This is a genomic window from Primorskyibacter aestuariivivens (assembly GCF_028023675.1).
Taxonomy (GTDB): Bacteria; Pseudomonadota; Alphaproteobacteria; order Rhodobacterales; family Rhodobacteraceae; genus Marinovum; species Marinovum aestuariivivens.
The window spans coordinates 147,251-168,675 of sequence record NZ_JAQIOZ010000003.1 but is presented as its reverse complement, the minus strand read 5'-3'; the positions used below and the strand labels follow the sequence as shown (position 1 = coordinate 168,675).

Below are 21,425 nucleotides of genomic sequence, written 5' to 3'. Positions count from 1 at the left end.
ATGATGCCACGCGGTCAATCTGGCTCCAGTTTGACCGAAAACCGTATCACTTCAAGGGTAGACATGGATCCCGGCAGGGTGAGGTTACGGGTGGCGGCGTCTGGCAGGCTGGCCTGCATCAGCCAGGAGACCGTGCCCGACGCCCCTTCGGGCACCGCGCGGCTGGCGGCGGGATCGGCCAACGCGGTCAGCACCGTGCGCGGCGCGTCCTTGTCGGCAGGGACCGAGAGGATCAGAACCTCTTCCAGCCCGTGTTTCTGTGCCGGATTGGCAATCAGCAGCCCCGCCTCGATCCGTTCGTCAAACCCCACGCGGTTTGACAGCCCCGCCCCGGGCCAGATCGCCGTGATCCCGTTATCAGCATCGATATAGAGCACCGTCACATCGCGCGCGGTCTTGGTCGGGTTGTGCACCTCCAGCCAAAGCTGGTCGCAGCGGGTGACAATAACCGTTTTGGACACGGCCTGTTCATCACCCATTTCGCCGCCCTCGCAGCTGTCATCGGCACCGGTCACGGCGATATGGGTCATGGCGTATTTCGGCCCCAGCCCCGGCAGGGAAAAGCCGGTGCGGCCGCTGGACACCTGCGTGACGGCGGCACGCAAGCGCGCAGTACGGGCGGCATCCGCGATGACATCATGCAGCGCGTCCATCGTGCCAGCCCGTGGCGATGATCCGGCCCCGGCGCCGTCAACCACCCCGTCCCGACCGGTCAGCGCGACCGCGCCGTCGGTCAGCACTAGGGTGAAATCCGCCGCGCCGTCGGTCCATTGGACGCCATCGGGGGCTTTCGCCGCCTTGAGCCGGTCGATCTCGGCCATGAGCGCCGTATAGTCCCCCGCATCCGCCACAACTGGCCCGGCCACGCGGATCGGGTGCGGCTGACCGGGCGTCACAAGCCGCGCGAAGCCTGCGCCCGACAGGCCCTGCGCAGACTGCAATTGCGCCTCCATTGGCTTGACCGAGGTGACCGTCGCCTGCGCGATGGCCTCGCCGCCGGGTGTGGCGGAAATCTCATAGATTGCGCCGGTCTGCACGCCTTGCAGGGACCCGGATTGCAGCTTGCCCCCCGCCACGCGGATCACCGGTGGCAGTGGATCATCCTGCCCCAGCACAGCGGCGTTCAGCAGCGTACCCTCAGCATCCGGTGTCTGGGTGGCGGGCGCGTCCGCATTCATCCCGGCCATAGCGCTTTGCAGCACATCGGACCAGTTCAGCACCGCGCCGCTTTCCAGCGCGGTGGCGACGTTGCGCGTGAAATCGCCGTACCAGCTATCAGGGTTTTCCGCGTCGCCCAACGGGTATTCGAACGCGCGCTGATCGCTTTGGGCAGCATAGAGAAAGACGAACTCACCGGTCAGCGGCGGTGCCGGTTCCCCCGTACCATCGGCCTCCGGCAGCTCTGATGGCAGGTTCAAAAGCCCCGGCGCGACATAGCGGGCCACGGGCGCGGCGGGCGAGTCCGGCAAGGCGCGAAACCCGGTTTCGGAATGGCAGGCGTCAATCATCGCCACCAGCTGCGCGCCGCTGTCCAGAATGGCCTGCATCCGGACGCGCAGCTCATCGTCGATAATGGCATTCTCGACCAAGCCCTTGGCACCATTCCAGCCCCTGGCATCAGCGGGCAGGAAAATCTCGTCATAGCCGCCCTGCTCATCGCCATCCATGTCCGGCATCTGCGTGCCGTGACCGGAGAAATAGAACACCGCATGGTCTGCGCCGGCCCCGGCCAGATCATCCAGCCCGTCCAGAATGGCCGCACGCGTCGGCAAGCCCGCATTTACCACGCCTTCGGGCAATGTCGCCGAGGGTTCCGCCAACACCGTGATGTCGCTTGCTCTTGCTCCGCGTGCAATCAGGGCGCGCGCCATCAGCCCCACATCGTTGCGCGGGCCGCGCAGGTCCGCGTCAAGGTGCAGGTAATCCGACACCCCCACCAGAAGCGCGCGCATCTCTGCCGTGGCAGGTGTCGTCGCACAGGCAAGCGCAAGGCAGGATATGGAAACAAGCCGTTTGGTCATGGCCCCTATCTTGCCACTGCGCCCGCGCGTCTCAAGCTGTGCTGCCCGTCCTGTCCGCATTTGTCATTCTTTCCGGATCGGCGCGATGCGGCGCGGGGCCGGACCATCGCCCCGCCCGGCCAGAAGCGCATCGGTGTCGATGAACCCTGCGGCGCGCAGGAAGCCCTGCACCTCGGCATTCTGGCGGGTGGAGAGCCGCCCGGCCTCGATCGCAAGATCCACCTGTTCCACCGGCAGTTTCAGACGGGTGGGGATTTCGTCCAATTCGTCGCGCATGTCATCGGGAAGGCCCCGGAAGGACACCTGCCCCACGAAAAACTTCACGTCCTTGCAATCCCAGCCCGCCAGCGAGCCGCGCAGACGGCGCACTTCGGCCGGTCCCAGCGCACAGCGGTACTCTACTAGATCGCGCTCCCAGGCCGACAATTGCAGACGCATCGCGTCATAGCCGGTGCGTGACGCCGCGCCCATGGAGCTGTTGGCGATTGACATGGCCAGTTGCACGCCGCCCGGCCCGCGCAGCCGCGAGGTCCAGTCGAGATCGCGCCGGGTGCCCGCATCGGCCACCAGAAACAGCATGCGCCGCATCCTGACCGCGTCCGCCGCGCTCAGCGGCGCATAAGGAGTCTGGGCCCGGGCGCGTTCCACCGCCAGCCCCGTGGTGCCGAAATTGTCGGTGATGCCGCCGTCCAGCAGCTTGAGGTATTTCACCTCCTCGCCGCTGGCATAGCTCTCCAGCGCCTCGGCATGGGCAACCATGGCGGCCGTGGCCTCGGGATTATGACGCGCCGCGGTCAGCCAGTCGGGCTCTTGGTAGTCACATTGGCCCGAATGCGCCTCCAGCACGATGGGGCTGAAGACCAGCGGGAACGCGGCAGAGGCCGCAACCGCATCGGACAACGGAAATTCCGACAGGTCCGAGCAGAGCGCGTCAAAGGTTTCGGGGCTGAAAAGAAAGGTCACCTTGTTCGCAACATCGGTGGCGTTGATCCAGGTCTGGATTTTCGAGCGTCTGCGCAGATCGCCGAAGGTCGCGCCGCGAAACAAGGTCTCGTCCAGATAGCGGCCAAAGGTCTTGCGCCCGTTGGCCCCGCCCGACAGCCCGCGCACCAGCGTCAGCGGGTTGAGCGGCGAATTGGCCATGTATTTCTCGGCATTGGTGATCAGGTATTTTTCGCGGTAGCCATCGACGCTGCCGGGACCATAGAGGCCGAAATGCGCCGCTGTGACCGATCCGCCGGACACGCCGGTGACCAGCCGCACATCGGACAACACACCATCCGCGTCACCTTCGGACCGGCTCAGCGCGCGCAGCTCCTCCAGCACCCCATGCGCAAAGGCCGAGGCCCGCATGCCACCGCCGGAAAAGGCCAGCCCGACATAGACACCGTCCCGGATGCCGCGATCCTGTTCGACCAGTGGCACATTGGCCCCGTCCGACAAGGCGAGGTTCAAAGGCTTGTTGAGCGCGGCGCAGCCTGCCAATAGCAGCGTGAGCGCCAGCGCGATCATCCCCCCTGGATTCATAAAAACGCCCGCGAATCAATCAATTGCCTCGTAAGCTTAAGGGGTTGGGGGATTTTATCCAGTCCGGGGACCGGAAAAGAGGCCTTGATGCCGCGTAGAGTGCGTAGTTCATGCGCCCTGCCGCGTCATCCAACATCCAGCACCGGAAACGCCACGGCCAGCGCAAAGCCCCTATCGCGTCGCGGAAGATCCACCTTGGCCCCGTGGCGGGCCGCGATGGCCTTGACCAGCGCGAGGCCAAGCCCGTGCCCGGCCTTGTCGCGGTCTCGCTCGGCCCGCACGAAGGTCTCGAACAGGTCATTGCGGATGTCCTCGGGCACGCCCGGTCCGGTGTCGGACACCTCCAGAATATGGCGCCCGCCATTCCCTTCGATCAGGGACAGGGTGATCGTGTCGCCGGGGTTGCAGAATTTGATCGCGTTTTCCAGAAGGTTGGACATGAGCTGCGCCAGCAGCGACCGGTCGCCAAGGATCATCATCCCCGGCTCCTCCACCCCCAATGCGCAGGTGATGCCCTTGTCCTCGGCCACCGCGTCATAAAGCTCGAACACCTCTTCGGCCAAGGTGGACAGGTCCACCGGCACAAGGCCCGGTTTCTGTCCCTGCGCGGCCAGAGCGCCGGAAATGTCCAGCAGTGCGTCGAAAATCCGGATCGTGCCCTTCATCTCACCGCGGATTTCCTCGACGAGGTCGGGTTGCCCCTCCAGCTTGCCGAGTTTTTGCTGGATGCGGTTGAGCGGCGTGCGCAATTCATGGGCGATGGCGTCCGAGAGGCGGTTGGTGGCGGCGTTCAGGTTCTGGATCCGGTCCAGCATGGCATGGACATGCGCCTCCAGCGCGCCGAACTCGTCCGGGCTCCGCTCCCCCGGCAGGCGCGCAGCCAGGTCGCCTTCGGCCACCTGGTCGGCCAGCGCGTTGACCCGGTCGATACGGCGCAGGACCATGCGGCTGACGAACCCGCCGGTGAGCGCCGCGAGCGCCACAAGCCCCAGCCCGACCCAGAGGATCGTGCGGCGCATATCGGCCAGCGTTTCCTGCGCCAGCGTCGTGGACCGCGCGACCAAGAGCGGAAAGCCACCCGGCAGCACGCGGGCCACGCCGTTATATTGCTCGGTCCCGTCGGGTAGCGCGAATACACGCGGCGCGGCCTCGGTCACGCCTCCGGCCATTGCGGGCAGATCTTCGGGCCAGTCGGCGATGTTCCCGGCCAGCGTTTCGCCGCGCCGGTTCTGCAACAGGTAGAGCGCCTGCCCCTGCGGCGTGACGGATGCCCGGTCATCAATCGCCTGACGCAGCGCCGGGATGCGGCGCTGGTCATAAAGCTCGGCAAAGCTGTCGATATCCGCCTTGAGAAGCTCTGCCTCTTGCCGCGCCAACGCCTGTTCCGCGCGGCCATAGAGCACCGCCATGGCCAAGAGCGCGAGCAAAAGGATTGTCCCCGCGATGGCCAGCGTGAGGCGCAAGCTGGCCGAGCGGGCAAGTCTCAGACGCCTCATTCAGCGCCCCGGCTGGGGTCGAACACATAACCTTCGCCGCGCGCGGTATGGATCACCGGACGGCCCGCCGCGCCTTCAAGCTTGCGACGCAACCGGCCCACATGCACGTCCACCACGTTGGTCTGCGGGTCGAAATGCAGGTTCCAGACATGTTCCAGAAGCTGCATCCGCGTCACTACCTGTCCGGCGTTTTGCGCGAGATAGGTGATCAGGTCAAATTCCTTGGGGCTGACCGGGACATGCTCGCGTTTCACATGCACGGTGCGCGCCTTCATGCGGATCTCCAGAGCGCCAAAGGCAATCAGGTCATTGTCCAGCACGGTCATTTCCTGACGGCGCAGCAGCGCCCGGAGCCGCGCGCGCAACTCCTCGGGGTCAAAGGGCTTGGCAAGGTAGTCATCCGCCCCCTTTTCCAGCCCCTCGATCTTGTTCGAGGCGCGGCCCAGCGCCGAGACCACGAGGATCAGAGCCGTGGAGCCACCCGCGCGGATGCGGGCAATCGCCTCCACCCCGTCGCCGCCCGGCAACATCCGGTCAAAGATGATCACCGCGAAATTGGCCAGCCCGGCGGCTTTGATCCCGTCCTCGTAATTGCGCATCACGATGGGTTCACAACCCAGATCCTCGACCGCTTCGGACATGGCGCGCGCGGCGGCGGCGTCATCTTCGACAATCAGGATGCGACGGGGTTTTTCGACATGGGCGTCGGCTTCAATGTCTGTATGGTCTTTGGTCATTGCAATCGCGTTCATCTTTGCCTCCAGATCAAAGGGTAATCACCACGGGGTCAAGCACATTCGCCCCGCCAATGGGTCGCATGGCCTGATCATTGGAATAGGGATCAAAGACCACGTGTTTGGTCTGTCCGGTTGCGGTGCGCACCAGCAGAAGCACCGCGCCCTGAATTTCCGGCCAGACAAACCCGGCCTCGACCGGCACGCCATCAATGGCCAGAATCTCATCGCCGACGGAAAGGCCGGCGAGATAGGCCGGGCTGGTGGGCGAAATCTCGGTCACCCGACGACCGGTGATGATCACGCCCAGCTTTTCCAGCGTTGTGCGCGGACGGATCGGGGCCACGCCCGCAGTGGGGGCAGCGCCCATGATCACCTCGATCTCCTCGGTCGAGAAATCCAGCACAAGGTCGATCCGGTGGTCGCCCCGCATGACATTCAGCGTCACAGTGGGTTCGGTCCGCGCATCCAGCAGCAGGGCGAAATCGCCCTCGCGCCGGATCAGGCGGCCATCCACGGCAATCAGGATATCCCCGGCTTTCAGCCCCGCCGCATCCGCCGCACCACCGGGCATGACATAATCCACCAACAGGCCCTGCGCCTCGTCGAGCCCCAGCGCCTCGGCCACCATCCAGTCCACAGGGCGCAGGCGCAGGCCCAGCACCGGTACGTCATTCAGAACACCGTCATAGACATCGCCCAAAAGCTTGGCGGGCAGGGCATAGGCGATGCCATTGAAAAAGCGGCTTTGTTCCGCCAGTTCCGCGTTGATCCCGATCAGGCGGCCTTCGGCATCGACGAGCGGACCGCCGGAGCTACCCGCGTTGATGGCCGCGTCATGCTGGATCAGGAAAACCGGCACCGCCGGGTCTACTTGCCGCTGGCGCGAGGAAATGATGCCAGAGGTCACGGTCTGCTCTGCCTCGAACGGGGCTCCGATGGCATAAACCGTTTCGCCAACGCGCAGCGCGGTCGTGCGCAGTTCCAGCCCCTCACCCATCACGGCTTGCGCCAGTTTGACAAAAGCCACATCGCGCGCCGCGTCGATGATGACCACATCGGCCACCACTTCAAAGCCCAGCGCATTGCGCAGACGCACCCGGCGACGTTCGCCCACCACATGCGCCGCCGTCACCGCAAAGCGCCCGTCGCGCCAGAGCACCGCAGAGCCCAGAAAGCCCCGGTCGCGGTCGGCCCCGGCAACCACCAGCGTGGCCTCCAGCGCGCGGTTGAGCCCCGCCTCGTCGGGTGCGCATTGCGCCTCGGCCGCGCCCGGGGCGGACAGGGCCAGAAAGGACAGGAACGGCAGGACAAACCGCATGGGTCGGGTCAATGTTTGGGGTCGCATGAAGGCATCCTTCAAAGTCTATTTGCGTTGCCCCGAAACTATGGGCGCGACGCCCGCAACACACATGAAAAGACCTGTTAAGTGCAGGAATGCCACAGGAAACCCTTTGAAAATGGGGCGTTGGACCGCATTATAGATATCAAAGGATTGATCCTCTGGTTTTGATCAGGAGTTTGAAATGACCCGTTTTCTGACTGCCGCCGCGCTGAGCCTGTCGCTCTCCGCTGCGCCCGCATTGGCCGAACAGACGCCCGCGCAGATCGCCTCTCTTTCAGCGGAATTGTTCATCGCCGGGGTCGAGGCGGATGATCCGCTGTTGCTGATCGCGGCAGCCAAGCTGCGCAAGGGGCTGGACCTGAAACAGACCGAGCGGGTGCCGGACAAGGACATGGCCGCCCCCGATGAGGACCTTGGCGATGCCAGCCCCATCGGTTGGGAGGATATCCTCAAGGCCGCCGTGGCCATGGCCCCCGAGGATGACATCATCACCGGGCTGGCCGAGGATATCCGCTCGGAGCGCTCCAAGGGCGTGAAAAGCGGCCAGCTTTATTCCATCACCACGATCCGAGATGGCGGGACAGACACCTACCCGCCCATGGTCTATCGCGGCAATGAGTATGCCGATGTCTATATCGAGGGCAAAAACGGTGCCAATCTCGACCTCTATGTCTATGACGCGCAGAAACGGCTGGTCTGTTCGGACACCGATATCAGCGCCATCGCCCATTGCGGCTGGACCCCGGCACAGGAAGCGGCCTTTACCGTGGTAGTGCGCAATCGCGGGCGCGGCGCGACGGGCTATTCGCTGATCACCAACTAGGGGGCGGGACATGGTTCGTAAAACGCTCACCGCGCTGGTCACGATGGCGGCGCTTGTTCCCGGTCTGGCCCTGGCGCGCGAAGGTCATGCGCTCTTGATCGGGGCCTCGACCTATCCGGCGCTGGACGAACGGTTCTGGCTGCGCGGGCCGGCCAATGATGTGGACCTTGTTGCGCAATACCTGCAGTCCAACCCGGCCCTGCCCTTTGACGCCGGGAATATTGCCATTCTGGCCGATGGGCTGGAAGGGGCCGACGCGCCGACACTGGCCGCGATCCGGGCCGAGTTTGCCGCCCTGGCCGCGCGCGCTGAGCCGGGGGATTTCGTTTACCTGCATTTCTCCGGCCATGGTTCCCAGATGCCCGCCGCCGATCCGTCCTCGGAACTGGACGGGCTGGACGAGATCTTTCTGCCCGTCGATATCGGCCCATGGGAGGACACGATAGGGCAGGTCGAAAACGCGCTGGTCGATGACGAGATCGGCCAGATGATCGACGCCATCCGCGCGCGGGGTGCCGATGTCTGGGTCGTGTTTGACAGCTGCCATTCCGGCACCGCCACCCGCGCCGCCCCCGGCACGGAAGAGGTGCGTTTGCGGCAATTGCCCCCCGGTGCGCTGGCCATTCCGCCTGATGCCATGGACAGCATCCAGACCCGGGCCCTGCCCGATCCGCGCGCCCGCGCCGAAGCACCTGTGCCCATGGCAACCACCGGTGAGATGGGCAAGCTCACCGCGTTTTTCGCCGCCCAAACCAACGAGACGACGCCGGAAAAGAACATGCCCAAGGGCAAGGCCAACCGCCGCCTGCAGGGGGTCTTCACCTATACGCTGTTTGAAACGCTCGCCGAACGCCCCGGCATCACCTATCGCCAGCTGGGACAGGAGGTGCTGCGCAAATACGGCACGCGCAACCTTGCCCGCACGACGCCGCTGTTCGAGGGTGACCTGGACCTGCCGGTCTTTGGCCGCGACGAGGGCGACCGCATCCTGCAATGGGATGTGGAGGTCAAAGGCGACGCGCTTGCGATCAAGGCGGGGCAATTGCACGGGCTGGCGCCGGGCATGACGCTGGCATTGCTCGCCTCGCCCGCTGATCCCGATGATGCGGCGCTGGCGACGTTTTCGGTGACCGAGGTCACGACCTTTGGCGCACTGGCGCAGGCGGTGGATTTCGCAGCCTCTGACGCGCCGCCGGGGGCTGTGCTGCGCAAGATCGGCGAGACGCTGGACCTGTCGCTCACCGTTGCCCTGCCCGCGCCGGGATCGGCACCTTCTGATGCCATGACCGCCGCGCTCAAGGTGATCGAGGACTCCGCGCTTACGGGCCCGCGCATCCGCTATGTGCCTGCGGGAGACACAGAGGCCGATATCCGGCTTGCGGTGTTTGCCGACAGCCCCCGGCCCGACGCGCTGTGGTTCATGTCGGCCTCCGGTGTGACGGATGACAGCGAACTGGCGGACATCCCCTCGGTCTCGACCGGGGACAAGACCGCCACAGAACTGGCCGAGGTGGTGGCTGACAACCTCACCCGCATGGCCCGCGCGCTGAACCTGATGAAGGTGGGCGCGGCGACCTCCGCCGCCTCTGCCGTCAAGGTCGAGGCGCAGATGGTGCGCGGGCGGTTCGACGCGGAAAACGGCATTGTCGCGCCGGACAGCCGCACGATGCTGGCGCCCGCGTCGGTGCCGCGCGTGCTGCCCGATGACACGATCGGGCTGAACCTCACCAACCCGACGGACAAGCCGGTGGATTTCAACATCCTCTATGTGGGATCAGATTATTCGATCAGCTTCATGGATAATGGGCGGCTGCAGCCCGGCGACACGCTTGACGAGGATTATATCCTGATCACGGATGCCAGCTTTGGCCGCGAACGGGTGATCGTCGTCTTCTCCCCCGCCGATCCGCAATCCGAGGTGGAAGATCTGTCGTTCCTCGAACAATCTGCCGTGGAGCGGACCCGCGCGGTGGGCAATGCCCCGGACGGTATCCGGGGGCTGTTGGACGAGGCCGGGTTCGGCACCACCACCCGCGCGGCGATGAGCCTGTCACGGCGCAAGAAAGAGCCGGATCCCGTGCCGCTCTTTGTGCAGTTTGAGCTGGATACGGTGCGACCGTAGGGTGGAGCCGCGCTTTCGCCAGACCGCGGGATGGCGATCAAACATCAGAGCGGGACACTTTATGCTTGCCAAATCCGCAAAAGGTTCGAGCGTGTCGCGCGGGTGGCCAAATCGCCAGCCCGTGCGGGCGGTCTGGCGATAGCGCGGCGGCTTCGCCGCTATTTCGCGCTGGCAAGCGCAATGCGCCCAACTATTCTGGGCACTCTAGGTCAAGCTGAATTTTGCAAATTTCCTGTACTTCGGCTCTTATTTTCATCATAGCTTCAGAACATTCGGAGTAGTCACGTTCACATCTCTCCTGAAGCTGTGTGGCCAAATGGTTCAGCTGGGCAATTATAGGCGCGACACTTTTGAATTCTTCTGAAGTAAATGTACTTGTTCCAAGGTCGCCGCCACTAATCGTCGCCGGCGTCTTCAAAGTAAACTCCTGCCTAAGTTCACCATAAAGTTTAAACGCGTTCAGTAGAGAATTGTGGATTGGTGCCCATTGAGAAACATCATTGAACACTTCAGCATTGCGGTAGCGAAGGAATACAGCCCTTTCTTCGACCGTAAAGAATACAGGCTCCGGGTAACCTGCCAAAGCCCGGATAAATAATCCGGGGTTGCCTTGATCTCCTGTACCGTTCTCTTCGAAACTATCCCGTATATGTTTGCGGAAGTGATACAGGTTATTCGTCATGTCCTGAAATTTCACAAAAATTCCAGAGACTAGTGCCTGATCCCTTTCTATGCGTGCTTTTTCTTGTGATTCAGCCTGGGCGTAGATCGTGACGAACGTTCCCACTAGAGCAATCGCGGCACCTAGTATTGTTGCGGCGAAAGTTTCAGAAGGCTCTATAGAAGTTCCAAAAAAGTCCGCATAAAACTCGACGGATATCACCAGACAAACGCCGATAAATACGCCAATCGCTATCAACCCATTTTCGAAGAGCTTCATATTCGGCCTATTTTATTTGGGTATGCAGAAATCCACTTTCTACGACAAGACTATCAGGAGATGTTCAAAACCCCCTCAAACTCCTGCCATTCCCCCTTGGACATGCCGGAGTTTTCCTGTGTCACCGCCTCACCCTTCAACATCCGGCGAATACAATCAAGGGCTGTGGCAGACAAAGTCGCGCCCCCCATGCGATAATCCTCGAACGCCTTGAACGCAAACGGCACCCAGTCAGCCACCACTTTGCAGATCTCATCGGCATAGACGCGGATTTCGTATTGGGCGTGTGCGTCGGCGCGCAGGCGGAGGAAATGCAGCAGGTTGTGCAGGTCCACCTTCCAATACCATTGCGTATAGACATTGGCGGGCAGGTTCATGCGCGCCAACTCGCGGGCCAGCCCTGCCTGCCCGTCCTGTGAAATCATCTCTTCATAATGGTCATAGCAGCGCATCGCGTCGTCGCGCAGGTAGCGCAGCACGCGGTCGGCCTCTTCCCCGGTCAGCGCCTCGCCCCGACCCTGGTTGTTGATCACCGATTGCGCGGCCAGCGCCTCGGGAGCGGGGATATAGAACTCGCGGTCAAGGATCGAATAGCGGGCGGAGTATTCGTTCACGTTAGCCGTGCGGTGCCGGATCCATTGCCGCGCCACGAAGACGGGCAGTTTCACATGCAGCTTGATCTCGCACATCTCGAAGGGCGTGGAGTGCCAGTGGCGCATGAGGTAGCGGATCAGCCCCTCGTCATTCTGCACCGACTTGGTACCCTTGCCATAGGACACGCGGGCGGCCTGACAGATGGCGGCATCGTCGCCCATATAGTCCACGACGCGGATAAATCCGTGGTCCAGCACCGGATAGGCGGTATACAGATGATCCTCCATGCCCGGAGAGACGGCGCGCAGGGTCTGGCGCGGGGTGGCGCGTTCCGCGTCGATTTCGGCCTGCTGTTCGGGCGTGACGGACATGGGGCGAATCCTTTCCACTAGATGAGTCGGTGCCCCACTATATCTGGTGTTCGCCGGGTTAAAAACGGACATATCAGGTATTGCGATGAAGCCTCACCCGCATGAGGTTTCGCGCGCAGCCCGCTTTTATCATTGACTTTTTCGCCCCTCGCGCGCCACCTGTGGACAAAACAAACGGGCAAAAGACCGGGGCAGTTTCATGAAACGTTTTCTTCTTCCGCTGATGCTGGCGGGCACTATGGCTATTGTGGCGGCTTGTGACGGGTCGACGGGCAAGGACAATCCGCATCGTCCTGATCCAACCACGACCGGCGGGGGCGGCGGTGGCGGCACGACAACGCCACCTACTACGGGGCGCACCATGCCCCCGGGCACGGAGAACCCGTCGGCCAACAGTTCAATCATTCGCTACGAACCGGTCAACGGGGCCGAAGGGTCGGGCATTGCCGAGTCCTATGCCTATAACCCGACCGATGACACGTTCAGCGTCGATAACCTGCCGTTCGACGGCGACAACGTGTATCAGCGTATGGATCTGACCGGGACCGCCCTGGAAAACAGCCTCGGACCAATGACGCCCTTCCGCGTCTACGAGAACGAGAATTTCGTGAACGATCCGGTCAATGGCCTCGTGGCCACCCAGTTCCAGCACAAGGCCATTCACGCGGTCAGCGCCTCGGGGCAGAGCGAATTCGCCATCGTGCGCACCGGTGCCTATGCGGATTACGGCTTTGGCGGCTTTATGTACACGCGCCATGGCCGCGTGACCCTGCCCGCCAGTGGCTTTGCCCGCTATACGGGCGGCTATGCGGGGCTGCGCGACTTCAACGGTACCGACGGCATTGAGTTCGTGACCGGGACGGCCGATTTAACCATCGATTTCAACGATTTCAACGACGGTTATGCGGTTGACGGCCAGATCTACAACAGGCGCATATTCGACGCCAACGGCAATGACATCACCGCAAGCGTTGTCTCGGCATTGGAATCGGAATATGGGGTTCCCTTTGGGCAGCTGCCCGTTATCCAGTTCGATATCTCCAATGCGCTCGACGAAAACGGCGAAATGCTCGGTAGTGTCGCGAGCCGTTTCGTAAATTCCGAAGGGGTTGTGGCCACACTTGAAAGCGGCGATTTCTACGGCATTGTCTCTGGCGACAATGCGGATGAGGTTGTGGGCATTATCGTGGTAACCTCGGAAGATCCACGCGGTATCGGGGTGACGGTGCGTGAAACCGGCGGGTTCATTGTAACCCGCTAAACCCGAGGTCTCGCGCAGATGCGCCGCATTCGCACTCTCACAGCCGCCGGATTGGTGTGCCTCACGCTTGGCGTGGCCGCAGAACCCGTGACTCTGACCCCGGATCAGATGCGGGTTCTGGCGGTGCGCGCCCTGCAGGTCGGGGACCACAAGACCACGCTGGATGTCACCGAGGCCCTGCTCAAACGCGATCCGGCCGATGTGGACGCGCTCGTGCTCCGGAGCCGGGCCGCGCGCGACAGCGGGGATCTCAAAGCCGCAAGGCAGGCCGCCCGCCAGGCATGGCGGGAGGCAGACACCGATACCGAGAAATACGCCGCCGCTCTGGTGCGCGCACAGGCGCTGGCCACGGGCGGAACCCGCACGCTGGCCCAGATGTGGCTGCGCCAGGCCGCGCAGGTGGCCCCGAACGAGGCGATGAAAAACACGGCGGTGCGCGATTTCCGCTATGTTCAGGCGCGCAACCGGTTCCAGACACAGCTGAGCTTTTCGGTCTCCCCCGTAAGCAATCTCAACAACGGGTCGGTCAAGGACGAGGGGCTGTATGACTTCCCGTTTTTCGGCACCGTCAAGGCCGAGCTTGGCGGCGCGGCCAAGGCGCTTTCGGGTGTGGAAACCGCCCATGGCGTCACCACACGGTTCCGTTTTCTCGATCAGCCCAAGCATAAATCGGACATCTACCTGAGTTATAACAACCGCAGCTACGTGCTGTCCGATGAGGCCAAAAAGACCGCGCCCAATGCCAAGGCTTCGGATTTCGAGTTTACCAGCCTGAGCGTCACGCTTGCCCATATGGGCAAGCTGGACGGCGCGCCGGGCCCGTTCCGGGCGTCCATCGGATGGAACAAAACCTGGTATGGCGGGGAACCCTATACTCGGGGTCTTTCCGCATCGCTGCGGCAGGATGTGATGATCTCCAAGGAAACCGGGCTCTATGTCGGCGTCGCCTATTCCGGTCAGGACGCGTTGAGCCGGACCGGGGATTCCGAGGCGCTGGAATACACCGCAGGCATGCGCCACCGCTTTGGCGCGTCGGGGCATAGTTTCAGCCTTGACCTGAGCCACGAGAAAAGCAAATCGGATTTCTCATCCATGGATTACCTGTCCTACGGCATCGCGGCCGGTCTGACGCTGGGCAAGCCGGTTCTGGGCCTGAACTGGGATTTTGGCCTGTCCATGTCCACCAAGCATCATGACGGTTCCATGGTGCGCAACCTGGACCGGATGGAAAAAAGCTACAGCGCCAAGATCCGCGCGGAAATCACGCCGCTGGAATATTACGGCTTCGTTCCGACGGTCACTTTGGACGGCAGCAAGGTCGAGTCCAACATGGGCCAGTATGACCGCGAGAACTTCGGCGTGAAGCTCGGCCTCGAATCCTCTTTCTGACAGGGTTTCGCGTCCCCAGCCCCGATCGCGGACCTTTGCGTGGGCTGGACATGGGTCACGGATCGCCTAGGGTCTGTCCAACAACAGGAGAGGCATCATGACACTTCGCTATCTGCACACGATGGTCCGGGTAAAGGATCTGGAAAAATCCATGGCCTTCTACGCGCTGCTCGGTCTGAAAGAGACCCGGCGCCATGACAGTGAAAAGGGCCGGTTCACACTTGTTTTCATGGCCCCCGAGGGGCAAGAGGACTGCCCCGTCGAGCTGACCTATAACTGGGATGGGGACGAGGGCCTGCCCAGCGACAGCCGCCATTTCGGCCATCTGGCCTATAGCGTCGATAACATCTACGACATGTGTCAGACGCTTATGGACGCGGGTGTGACGATCAATCGCCCGCCGCGCGACGGGCATATGGCCTTTGTCCGCTCCCCCGACAATATTTCCATCGAACTGCTCCAAAAAGGCGATGACCTGCCGCCGCAGGAGCCTTGGGCCAGCATGGAAAACACCGGGCACTGGTAATGCGCTGGCTGGCCGCCTGTTGTCTGCTGGTCTGGACAACCGTTCAGGCAACGGGCGCGCAGGCCTCCTGCCGCCTTGCGCTGGTGCTGGCGGTGGATGTGTCCTCATCGGTGGATGCACAGGAACACGCCCTGCAACGCCGCGGACTGGCGGCGGCGCTGACCGACGCGGGCGTGGCGGCGGCCATGCTCGACGGGACGGGTGAGGTGGCGCTGGCGATTTTCGAATGGTCGGGACGTCGGCAACAGAAAATCATCCAGGACTGGGTGCGGATCACCTCTCTGGCCGATCTGGAAAACGTTGCGACGCGGGTGCTGCGCGCCGAACGATCCTATACCGAGTTTCCGACAGCCATGGGTTATGCGCTTGGCTATGCGGCGGGCATGTTACGTGACGCGCCCACGTGCGACCGCAGTGTCGTCGATGTCTCTGGCGACGGGGTCACCAATGACGGGTTCCGCCCGCAACTGGCCTATAAACATTTTCCTTTTGCCGGAGTCACGGTCAATGGGCTGGTCGTCACCGGCGATGATCCGCGTGTTGTGCCCTATTACCGGCAAGAGGTGCTGCACGGACCGCGCGCCTTTCTCGAACGGGCCGACGGTTATCAGGGATTTCAGGAGGCCATGACCCGCAAGCTTTACCGCGAAACGCGGGAATTGGTGCTGGGGCGGCGGTAAGCGCGACCGGCGCGGCCCGGTTTCCCCCGCGTGACATGGCATGGCACAGGCTTGCCGAATTCCGCCGGTCTGCTACTGCATATCCATGACCCCGCCCATGTCATACCCCGACCATATGCGCGCAACGCTGCGCATCGGCTTGCCGCTGATCGGCGGGCATCTGGCGCAGTTTGTTATCGGGCTGACCGATACGGTGATGATGGGCTGGTACGGGGTCGAGGCGCTGGCGGCGCTGGTGCTGGGCTCGACAGTGTTTTTTGTGATCTTCCTGATGGGGTCGGGCTTTGCCTGGGCGGTGATGCCGCTTGTGGCCAGTGCCGAGGCCGAAGAAGACGAGGTCACGATCCGCCGGGTGACGCGGATGGGGATGTGGCTTTCGGTGCTGTTCGGTGTGGCGTTCCTGCCGCTGTTCTGGTTCTCCGCCCCGGTGCTGATGGCCTTGGGACAGGATCCGGCATTGGCGGCGGATGCCCAGATCTATCTGCGCATCACCGGGATCGCGGTCATCCCGGCGTTGCTGGTCATGGTCATGAAAAGCTACCTTGCGGCGCTGGAACGCACATCGGTGGTGTTCTGGATCACCGCCATCGCGGCACTGGGCAATGTGCTGGCCAATTACATGCTCATCTTCGGCAATTGGGGCGCGCCGGAACTGGGCGTGGCTGGCGCGGCCTGGGCGTCGATGGTGGTACAGGTGATCTCGCTCATGGGTGTGGTGATCTACGCCCGCACGACCCTGCCCGAACACAACCTGTTCCAGCGCCTCTGGCGGCCTGATTTCGACGTGATGGCGCGGGTCACGCGCATGGGCGTGCCCATTGGGCTGACAAACCTGGCCGAGGTCGGATTGTTTGCGGCCTCGTCGATCATGATGGGCTGGCTGGGCACCATCGCGCTGGCCGCCCATGGCATCGTGCTTCAGGTGGCAACGGCGGCCTTCATGGTGCATCTGGGGCTGAGCAACGCGGCGACGGTCCGCGCGGGCAATGCCTTTGGCCGCCGCGACGGTGCCCATCTGAAGCGTGGGGCCTGGACCGTGATTGCACTGTCGGGCGCGATGGCGACCCTCTCGATCATCATTTTCCTCACCCTGCCCACCCCGCTGATCGACCTGTTTCTGGCCGAGGGCGAACCCAACCGCGCCGCCATTCTGGAGATCGGCATCGGGCTGATGGCCATGGCCGCGCTGTTCCAGCTTGCCGATGGCGCTCAGGTGCTGGCGTTGGGGCTGTTGCGCGGAGTGCAGGACACGACGGTACCGATGATCATGGCAGCGGTCAGCTATTGGGGGCTTGGCCTCTCGGCCGCTTGGATCTTTGGATTTGTTCTGGGCTGGGGCGGCACAGGCGTCTGGTTCGGGCTGGTCATCGGGCTTGCCGCGGCTGCGGTCATGATGATGACCCGCTTCTGGTCCAAGGCCGCCCGACTTGACCAACGCCTGACCTGATCTCTTCTTCTCTGTTCCAATACGCCGGGGGTTTGGGGGCAGCGCCCCCAAGGCCTGCGTGGCCTGAACGCAAACCGACCTGTGCGCAAAGCGCGCCTTTGGATCAACCCCCGTAAGAACGACCACAAGTTGATCACGCCGCCCCGCGCATCCGGATAAACTGTCGCGCCCACGCAGATTTGACTCGCCAAGCCATGCTGCAGCGCAGAACATGGCAGCAGATTATTCCGCACCGCAGCATTTTCAGAGGGTCCCCATGTTCGACCACTTCGTTTCCCCCCTGCCCGCCTTCGAGACAGACGGACGCCATTCCATCTCCGGCCTGTCCTCGGGCGCGTTCATGACCGTGCAATTGCATGTCGCCCATTCCGCCAGCTTCATCGGCGCGGGCGTGATCGCGGGCGGCCCCTATCGCGCGTCCGAAAACTACCGCGCCGCCGCCACGACACCCACGTCGAACATCCTGAACGCGCTCTATGTGGCCATGTCGCCGCTGACCGAAGGCACCGCGCCGGATGTGGATCACCTGCTCGCCCTCGCCCGGGACACGGCGCATATCGACCCGCTCGACAATCTGGCCGATCAGCGGGCCTATGTGTTCACCGGCACCTGTGACCGGGTGGTCAACCAGCTCGCCGTGCGCAAAACCCGCGAGTTCTACGAAAAGCTGGGCATCACCGGGGACCGGCTGATGTTTGTCGATGACGTGCCCGCGGGGCATTCGATCATCACCATGAACCCCGAGGATTCACCGCTCTCATCCAATCAGCCGCCCTATATCAACGAAGGCGACTTCATCCAGTCGCACCAGATCCTCGACCACCTCTATCCCGGGGCCAATCCCCCCGCCGAGGACGCCTTTGGCGCGTTCATCCGGTTCGAGCAGGCCGAATTCATCGGGTTTGCACAGGATCGCGCCAGCATGGCTGAGTTCGGCTATGCCTATATCCCGTCCCGCGTGGCCTCCGGAAACAGCAAAGCCATCGGCGTGCATATCGTGCTGCATGGCTGCAAACAGGGCTACGCCTATGTGGATTTCGTCAATGGCCGCGAAGACATCCAGAACCAGCCGCCCTATGGCGCGCGCTACATGCGCAGCACCGGCTACATGGAATGGGCCGAGGCCAATGACCTCATCCTGCTCTTCCCGCAGGCCGATGGCGGCGACAGCAACGCCGCGCAGAACCCCGACGGGTGCTGGGATTGGTGGGGCTACAGCGCCAAAGACCAGAACAGTCCCGACTATTACAGTCAGAACGCCATTCAGATCAAAGCCATCCACGCCATGCTGACCCGGCTGAGCGGTCAGTAAAGCGGCAAAGGAGCCCATCATGGAACATTTCCTGACCACCACCGCGAAGCTGCAGACCGAACAGGCCACCCGCGCCTGCGAAACTCTGCAAAACACCGTGCAACTGGCCAGCGCCCCGCCTGCGCCGGGTGCCATGGCTGAAGTGCTGGAACTGGCAGGCGCGAGCTACAAACGCGCGGCCGATCTGCAAATCGGCTGGCTGCGCGACTGGACCCGCTGGGGGCTTTATGCCCAATCGCTCGACGGCGCCAACACGGTGCCGAAATATGTCGAACGGGTCGGCAACATCGCCCTGCAGGCGCAGGCACAGGTCAATGCACAGGCCGAGCAATGGTCCGAACTGATGGACAATGTGGGGGTGAGTTACGGCTTCTGGCTGACCCGGCAATTGGAGGCGCGTGACAAGGGTGGGAGCTGAACGCCGACAGATGGCAGGGCATTTCGGCGCATGGGCGTGGCCTACAGGAATGAGAGCACTTTGAGCTCACGCTGGACACTGCCCGCGCGGAGACAAGGCCGAAGGCCGCCGCGCATCGCCGACGCGCCCCTACGCGGCGGCGATTTGGCTGATGCAGGCGCAAAGCTGAAAGGTTCTACGGATTTGGTTGGCATAAAGTGCCATTTTCAACCGTTGGTTCGCCCCCGCGCGCGTCGCCGACGCGCGGCTTGAGCAAGGTCCATTCCGTCCACCGTCCGGACATTCGACCCAAGCACCCCTACTCCTTCAACAACCGGTCCGCCTTTTTCCGCACCAGCACCGTGCGCAGGTCATGCATGGCCAGCAACAGCGCATCGGTCACATGTTCCAATTGCTCCGGCGTCGCCTTGGATTGCGCCCATTGCGTCGTCAGGTTCATGTGATCCACCGCGCGCAGGATGTCGTCGATGTCGCGCGCGGCCAGCGTGGCCTGGCGCTCTTCCATCCAAGCCGTGATCTCGGCCATGTCGGCCTCGGTCAACTCGCGCCCGCCATGGGGTTTGACCTCCCCATTGCGGATATTGACCACGGCGATCTGGTCCATTTCGATCCGCCGGTTCCGGTTCTCGGTATCGAGCCGGAACACCAACGCGCCGTTTTCCCGGACGCGAAAATAATACTCGGGCAGATCGCTGGACATAGGCTTACCTCAACTTGCTACAGAACAGCTGAATCCGGCGGCAGGCCTCTTCCAGTTCCGCCTCGGAGGTGGCGTAGCTCACCCGGAAATTGGGTGACACGCCAAAGGCGGCACCAAAGACCACAGCCACCCCGGTCTCTTCCAGAAGCGCGGTGGCAAACGCCTCGTCATCGGTGATCTCCACACCGCTTTCCGACGTCTTTCCGATGAGTTCGGCAATCGACGGATAGACATAGAACGCCCCGTCCGGCACCGGACAGGTGATGCCATGGGCCGCGTTCAGCATCTCAACCACCAGATCGCGACGGCGCTGGAACAGGGTGACATTGTCCTTGAGGAACTCCTGCGGGCCGCTCAGCGCCTCGACCGCCGCCCATTGCGAGATGGTGCATGGGTTCGACGTGCTTTGCGACTGCACTTTGCGCATCGCGCCGATTAGTTCCTTGGGCCCTGCCGCATAGCCGATGCGCCAGCCGGTCATGGCATAGGCCTTGGACACGCCATTGACCGTCAGGGTGCGGTCATAGAGCCGGGGTTCCACCTGCGCCGGAGTGCAGAATTGGAAGTCGCCATAGGCGAGATGTTCATACATGTCGTCCGTCATCACCCAGACATGGGGATGGCGCATCAGCACATCGGTCAGCTGTTTCAATTCGTCCCGGCTATAGCCGGCCCCGGTGGGGTTCGACGGCGAATTGAAGATCAGCCACTTGGTGTTGGGCGTGATCGCCGCCTCAAGCTGGTCAGCGGTGAGTTTGAAACCGGTCTGAATGGACGCCTCGGCAATCACCGGTGTGCCACCGGCCAAGAGCACCATATCGGGATAGCTCACCCAGTATGGCGCGGGGATCACCACCTCATCGCCCGGGTTCAGCGTCGCCATGAGCGCGTTATAGAGCACCTGTTTGCCACCCGAGGAGACGCTGACCTGATCCGGGGTATAGCTCAGGTCATTTTCGCGCGCGAACTTGTCACAAATCGCCTGTTTCAGCTCGGGGATGCCATCAACGGCGGTGTATTTCGTGCGGCCCGCCTCGATCGCGGCAATGCCCGCGGCCTTGATATGGGCGGGCGTGTCGAAATCGGGTTCCCCCGCGCCCAACCCGATCACATCGCGCCCGGCGGCGCGCAATTCGCCCGCTTTGGTGGTGACGGCGATGGTGGGCGACGGTTTGACACGGGCAAGCGTGTCGGAAAGCAGGGACATGGGGTCGGGCCTGTGGTTTGTATTGCAATGGCACCTGTCTTAGATTGCAGGCGACAGCCGATCAAGCGGGATCGGCGCGCGAAGGAGACAACCGACATGCATGACGACGCACAGGACTGGTACGGACCCGATGCCGCGACCTTTGGCGACCGCGTGGCCGCCGCGCGCGAACAGGCGGGCATGACCCAAAGCCAGTTGGCCAAGCGGCTTGGCGTGAAGCTCAAGACGCTCAAGGACTGGGAACAGGACATCTCGGAGCCGCGTGCCAACCGGTTGTCCATGATGGCCGGGCTGCTCAATGTTTCGTTCATGTGGCTGCTCAACGGCGAAGGCGAAGGCGTGTCGCATCCCGAAGATGACTCAACGATCGCGCCCGAGATCAACGACATCCTGATCGAGATCCGCGAAATGAAGGCGACCATGAAAACCCAGGCGGACAAGCTGGGCCGGTTGGAAAAGAAACTGCGCCTGAAACTGATGGAGGAAACGGTGTGACGACCGAACCGCGTGAA

At 62.8% G+C, this 21,425-nt stretch carries 19 protein-coding genes; 10 read left to right on the top strand and 9 right to left on the bottom strand.

Annotated elements, in window-relative coordinates; genetic code table 11:
- Positions 1-14: 14 nt before the first annotated feature.
- The 5 genes from PGB28_RS02930 to PGB28_RS02910 all read right to left on the bottom strand — a co-directional run bounded on the left by PGB28_RS02930 (position 15) and on the right by PGB28_RS02910 (position 7,126).
- Positions 15-2,021 (bottom strand): caspase family protein, encoded by a 2,007-nt coding sequence (locus PGB28_RS02930; RefSeq protein ID WP_271419988.1) that lies wholly within the window; start codon positions 2,019-2,021, stop codon positions 15-17.
- A 63-nt stretch (positions 2,022-2,084) separates the two neighbouring features.
- Positions 2,085-3,548, bottom strand: coding sequence for a patatin-like phospholipase family protein (locus PGB28_RS02925; protein WP_271419987.1), 1,464 nt, complete (start codon positions 3,546-3,548; stop codon positions 2,085-2,087).
- Between the two features lie 125 nt (positions 3,549-3,673).
- Positions 3,674-5,044, bottom strand: a complete 1,371-nt coding sequence (locus PGB28_RS02920; protein WP_271419986.1) for a sensor histidine kinase — start codon at positions 5,042-5,044, stop codon at positions 3,674-3,676.
- Positions 5,041-5,796 carry a response regulator transcription factor gene (locus PGB28_RS02915; RefSeq protein ID WP_271419985.1) on the bottom strand — a complete coding sequence of 252 codons (756 nt, stop codon included), beginning with the start codon at positions 5,794-5,796 and terminating at the stop codon, positions 5,041-5,043. Before PGB28_RS02915 ends, PGB28_RS02920 begins: the two co-directional genes overlap by 4 nt.
- A gap of 13 nt (positions 5,797-5,809) precedes the next feature.
- Positions 5,810-7,126: a trypsin-like peptidase domain-containing protein gene (locus PGB28_RS02910; RefSeq protein ID WP_271419984.1), complete on the bottom strand. Its 1,317-nt coding sequence runs from the start codon at positions 7,124-7,126 to the stop codon at positions 5,810-5,812.
- A 178-nt stretch (positions 7,127-7,304) separates the two neighbouring features.
- Here PGB28_RS02910 and PGB28_RS02905 point away from each other — a divergent pair, with 178 nt between their 5' ends.
- Positions 7,305-7,946 carry a hypothetical protein gene (locus tag PGB28_RS02905; protein ID WP_271419983.1) on the top strand — a complete coding sequence of 214 codons (642 nt, stop codon included), beginning with the start codon at positions 7,305-7,307 and terminating at the stop codon, positions 7,944-7,946.
- Between the two features lie 10 nt (positions 7,947-7,956).
- Positions 7,957-10,068, top strand: coding sequence for a caspase family protein (locus tag PGB28_RS02900; protein ID WP_271419982.1), 2,112 nt, complete (start codon positions 7,957-7,959; stop codon positions 10,066-10,068).
- Positions 10,069-10,258: 190 nt separating this feature from the next.
- Here PGB28_RS02900 and PGB28_RS02895 read toward each other — a convergent pair whose 3' ends face one another.
- Positions 10,259-11,008, bottom strand: coding sequence for a hypothetical protein (locus PGB28_RS02895; protein ID WP_271419981.1), 750 nt, complete (start codon positions 11,006-11,008; stop codon positions 10,259-10,261).
- 53 nt (positions 11,009-11,061) lie between these two features.
- Entirely contained in the window at positions 11,062-11,973 is a 912-nt protein-coding gene (gene thyX / locus PGB28_RS02890) for an FAD-dependent thymidylate synthase (protein WP_271419980.1), read from the bottom strand.
- Between the two features lie 199 nt (positions 11,974-12,172).
- Here thyX and PGB28_RS02885 point away from each other — a divergent pair, with 199 nt between their 5' ends.
- The 7 genes from PGB28_RS02885 to PGB28_RS02855 all read left to right on the top strand — a co-directional run bounded on the left by PGB28_RS02885 (position 12,173) and on the right by PGB28_RS02855 (position 19,006).
- Complete coding sequence (locus PGB28_RS02885; protein WP_271419979.1) at positions 12,173-13,234, top strand: hypothetical protein; 1,062 nt, start codon at positions 12,173-12,175, stop codon at positions 13,232-13,234.
- Between the two features lie 18 nt (positions 13,235-13,252).
- On the top strand, positions 13,253-14,623 hold the full coding sequence (locus tag PGB28_RS02880) for a tetratricopeptide repeat protein (RefSeq protein WP_271419978.1): 1,371 nt from the start codon (positions 13,253-13,255) through the stop codon (positions 14,621-14,623).
- 97 nt (positions 14,624-14,720) lie between these two features.
- Positions 14,721-15,149: a VOC family protein gene (locus PGB28_RS02875; RefSeq protein WP_271419977.1), complete on the top strand. Its 429-nt coding sequence runs from the start codon at positions 14,721-14,723 to the stop codon at positions 15,147-15,149.
- Positions 15,149-15,829 (top strand): DUF1194 domain-containing protein, encoded by a 681-nt coding sequence (locus PGB28_RS02870; RefSeq protein ID WP_271419976.1) that lies wholly within the window; start codon positions 15,149-15,151, stop codon positions 15,827-15,829. Before PGB28_RS02875 ends, PGB28_RS02870 begins: the two co-directional genes overlap by 1 nt.
- An 85-nt stretch (positions 15,830-15,914) precedes the next feature.
- Positions 15,915-17,276 carry an MATE family efflux transporter gene (locus PGB28_RS02865; protein WP_271419975.1) on the top strand — a complete coding sequence of 454 codons (1,362 nt, stop codon included), beginning with the start codon at positions 15,915-15,917 and terminating at the stop codon, positions 17,274-17,276.
- Positions 17,277-17,532: 256 nt separating this feature from the next.
- On the top strand, positions 17,533-18,588 hold the full coding sequence (locus tag PGB28_RS02860; RefSeq protein WP_271419974.1) for an extracellular catalytic domain type 2 short-chain-length polyhydroxyalkanoate depolymerase: 1,056 nt from the start codon (positions 17,533-17,535) through the stop codon (positions 18,586-18,588).
- A gap of 19 nt (positions 18,589-18,607) precedes the next feature.
- A complete protein-coding gene (locus tag PGB28_RS02855) occupies positions 18,608-19,006 on the top strand; it encodes a hypothetical protein (protein WP_271419973.1) in 399 nt (132 codons plus the stop codon).
- A gap of 298 nt (positions 19,007-19,304) precedes the next feature.
- Here the strand turns inward: PGB28_RS02855 and PGB28_RS02850 are convergent, their stop codons facing one another.
- On the bottom strand, positions 19,305-19,706 hold the full coding sequence (locus PGB28_RS02850) for a hypothetical protein (protein ID WP_271419972.1): 402 nt from the start codon (positions 19,704-19,706) through the stop codon (positions 19,305-19,307).
- A 4-nt stretch (positions 19,707-19,710) separates the two neighbouring features.
- Positions 19,711-20,913 carry a pyridoxal phosphate-dependent aminotransferase gene (locus tag PGB28_RS02845; RefSeq protein ID WP_271419971.1) on the bottom strand — a complete coding sequence of 401 codons (1,203 nt, stop codon included), beginning with the start codon at positions 20,911-20,913 and terminating at the stop codon, positions 19,711-19,713.
- A gap of 96 nt (positions 20,914-21,009) precedes the next feature.
- Between PGB28_RS02845 and PGB28_RS02840 the strand changes: the two genes are divergently transcribed.
- Entirely contained in the window at positions 21,010-21,408 is a 399-nt protein-coding gene (locus PGB28_RS02840) for a helix-turn-helix domain-containing protein (protein ID WP_271419970.1), read from the top strand.
- Positions 21,409-21,425: the final 17 nt, after the last annotated feature.

What these genes read in the sequence shown, in the direction of transcription:
- PGB28_RS02930 (WP_271419988.1), bottom strand. Translation starts at nt 2,021, where the DNA reads ATGACCAAACGGCTTGTTTCCATATCCTGCCTTGCGCTTGCCTGTGCG.
- PGB28_RS02925 (WP_271419987.1), bottom strand. Translation starts at nt 3,548, where the DNA reads ATGAATCCAGGGGGGATGATCGCGCTGGCGCTCACGCTGCTATTGGCA.
- PGB28_RS02920 (WP_271419986.1), bottom strand. Translation starts at nt 5,044, where the DNA reads ATGAGGCGTCTGAGACTTGCCCGCTCGGCCAGCTTGCGCCTCACGCTG.
- PGB28_RS02915 (WP_271419985.1), bottom strand. Translation starts at nt 5,796, where the DNA reads ATGAACGCGATTGCAATGACCAAAGACCATACAGACATTGAAGCCGAC.
- PGB28_RS02910 (WP_271419984.1), bottom strand. Translation starts at nt 7,126, where the DNA reads ATGCGACCCCAAACATTGACCCGACCCATGCGGTTTGTCCTGCCGTTC.
- PGB28_RS02905 (WP_271419983.1), top strand. Translation starts at nt 7,305, where the DNA reads ATGACCCGTTTTCTGACTGCCGCCGCGCTGAGCCTGTCGCTCTCCGCT.
- PGB28_RS02900 (WP_271419982.1), top strand. Translation starts at nt 7,957, where the DNA reads ATGGTTCGTAAAACGCTCACCGCGCTGGTCACGATGGCGGCGCTTGTT.
- PGB28_RS02895 (WP_271419981.1), bottom strand. Translation starts at nt 11,008, where the DNA reads ATGAAGCTCTTCGAAAATGGGTTGATAGCGATTGGCGTATTTATCGGC.
- thyX (WP_271419980.1), bottom strand. Translation starts at nt 11,973, where the DNA reads ATGTCCGTCACGCCCGAACAGCAGGCCGAAATCGACGCGGAACGCGCC.
- PGB28_RS02885 (WP_271419979.1), top strand. Translation starts at nt 12,173, where the DNA reads ATGAAACGTTTTCTTCTTCCGCTGATGCTGGCGGGCACTATGGCTATT.
- PGB28_RS02880 (WP_271419978.1), top strand. Translation starts at nt 13,253, where the DNA reads ATGCGCCGCATTCGCACTCTCACAGCCGCCGGATTGGTGTGCCTCACG.
- PGB28_RS02875 (WP_271419977.1), top strand. Translation starts at nt 14,721, where the DNA reads ATGACACTTCGCTATCTGCACACGATGGTCCGGGTAAAGGATCTGGAA.
- PGB28_RS02870 (WP_271419976.1), top strand. Translation starts at nt 15,149, where the DNA reads ATGCGCTGGCTGGCCGCCTGTTGTCTGCTGGTCTGGACAACCGTTCAG.
- PGB28_RS02865 (WP_271419975.1), top strand. Translation starts at nt 15,915, where the DNA reads ATGACCCCGCCCATGTCATACCCCGACCATATGCGCGCAACGCTGCGC.
- PGB28_RS02860 (WP_271419974.1), top strand. Translation starts at nt 17,533, where the DNA reads ATGTTCGACCACTTCGTTTCCCCCCTGCCCGCCTTCGAGACAGACGGA.
- PGB28_RS02855 (WP_271419973.1), top strand. Translation starts at nt 18,608, where the DNA reads ATGGAACATTTCCTGACCACCACCGCGAAGCTGCAGACCGAACAGGCC.
- PGB28_RS02850 (WP_271419972.1), bottom strand. Translation starts at nt 19,706, where the DNA reads ATGTCCAGCGATCTGCCCGAGTATTATTTTCGCGTCCGGGAAAACGGC.
- PGB28_RS02845 (WP_271419971.1), bottom strand. Translation starts at nt 20,913, where the DNA reads ATGTCCCTGCTTTCCGACACGCTTGCCCGTGTCAAACCGTCGCCCACC.
- PGB28_RS02840 (WP_271419970.1), top strand. Translation starts at nt 21,010, where the DNA reads ATGCATGACGACGCACAGGACTGGTACGGACCCGATGCCGCGACCTTT.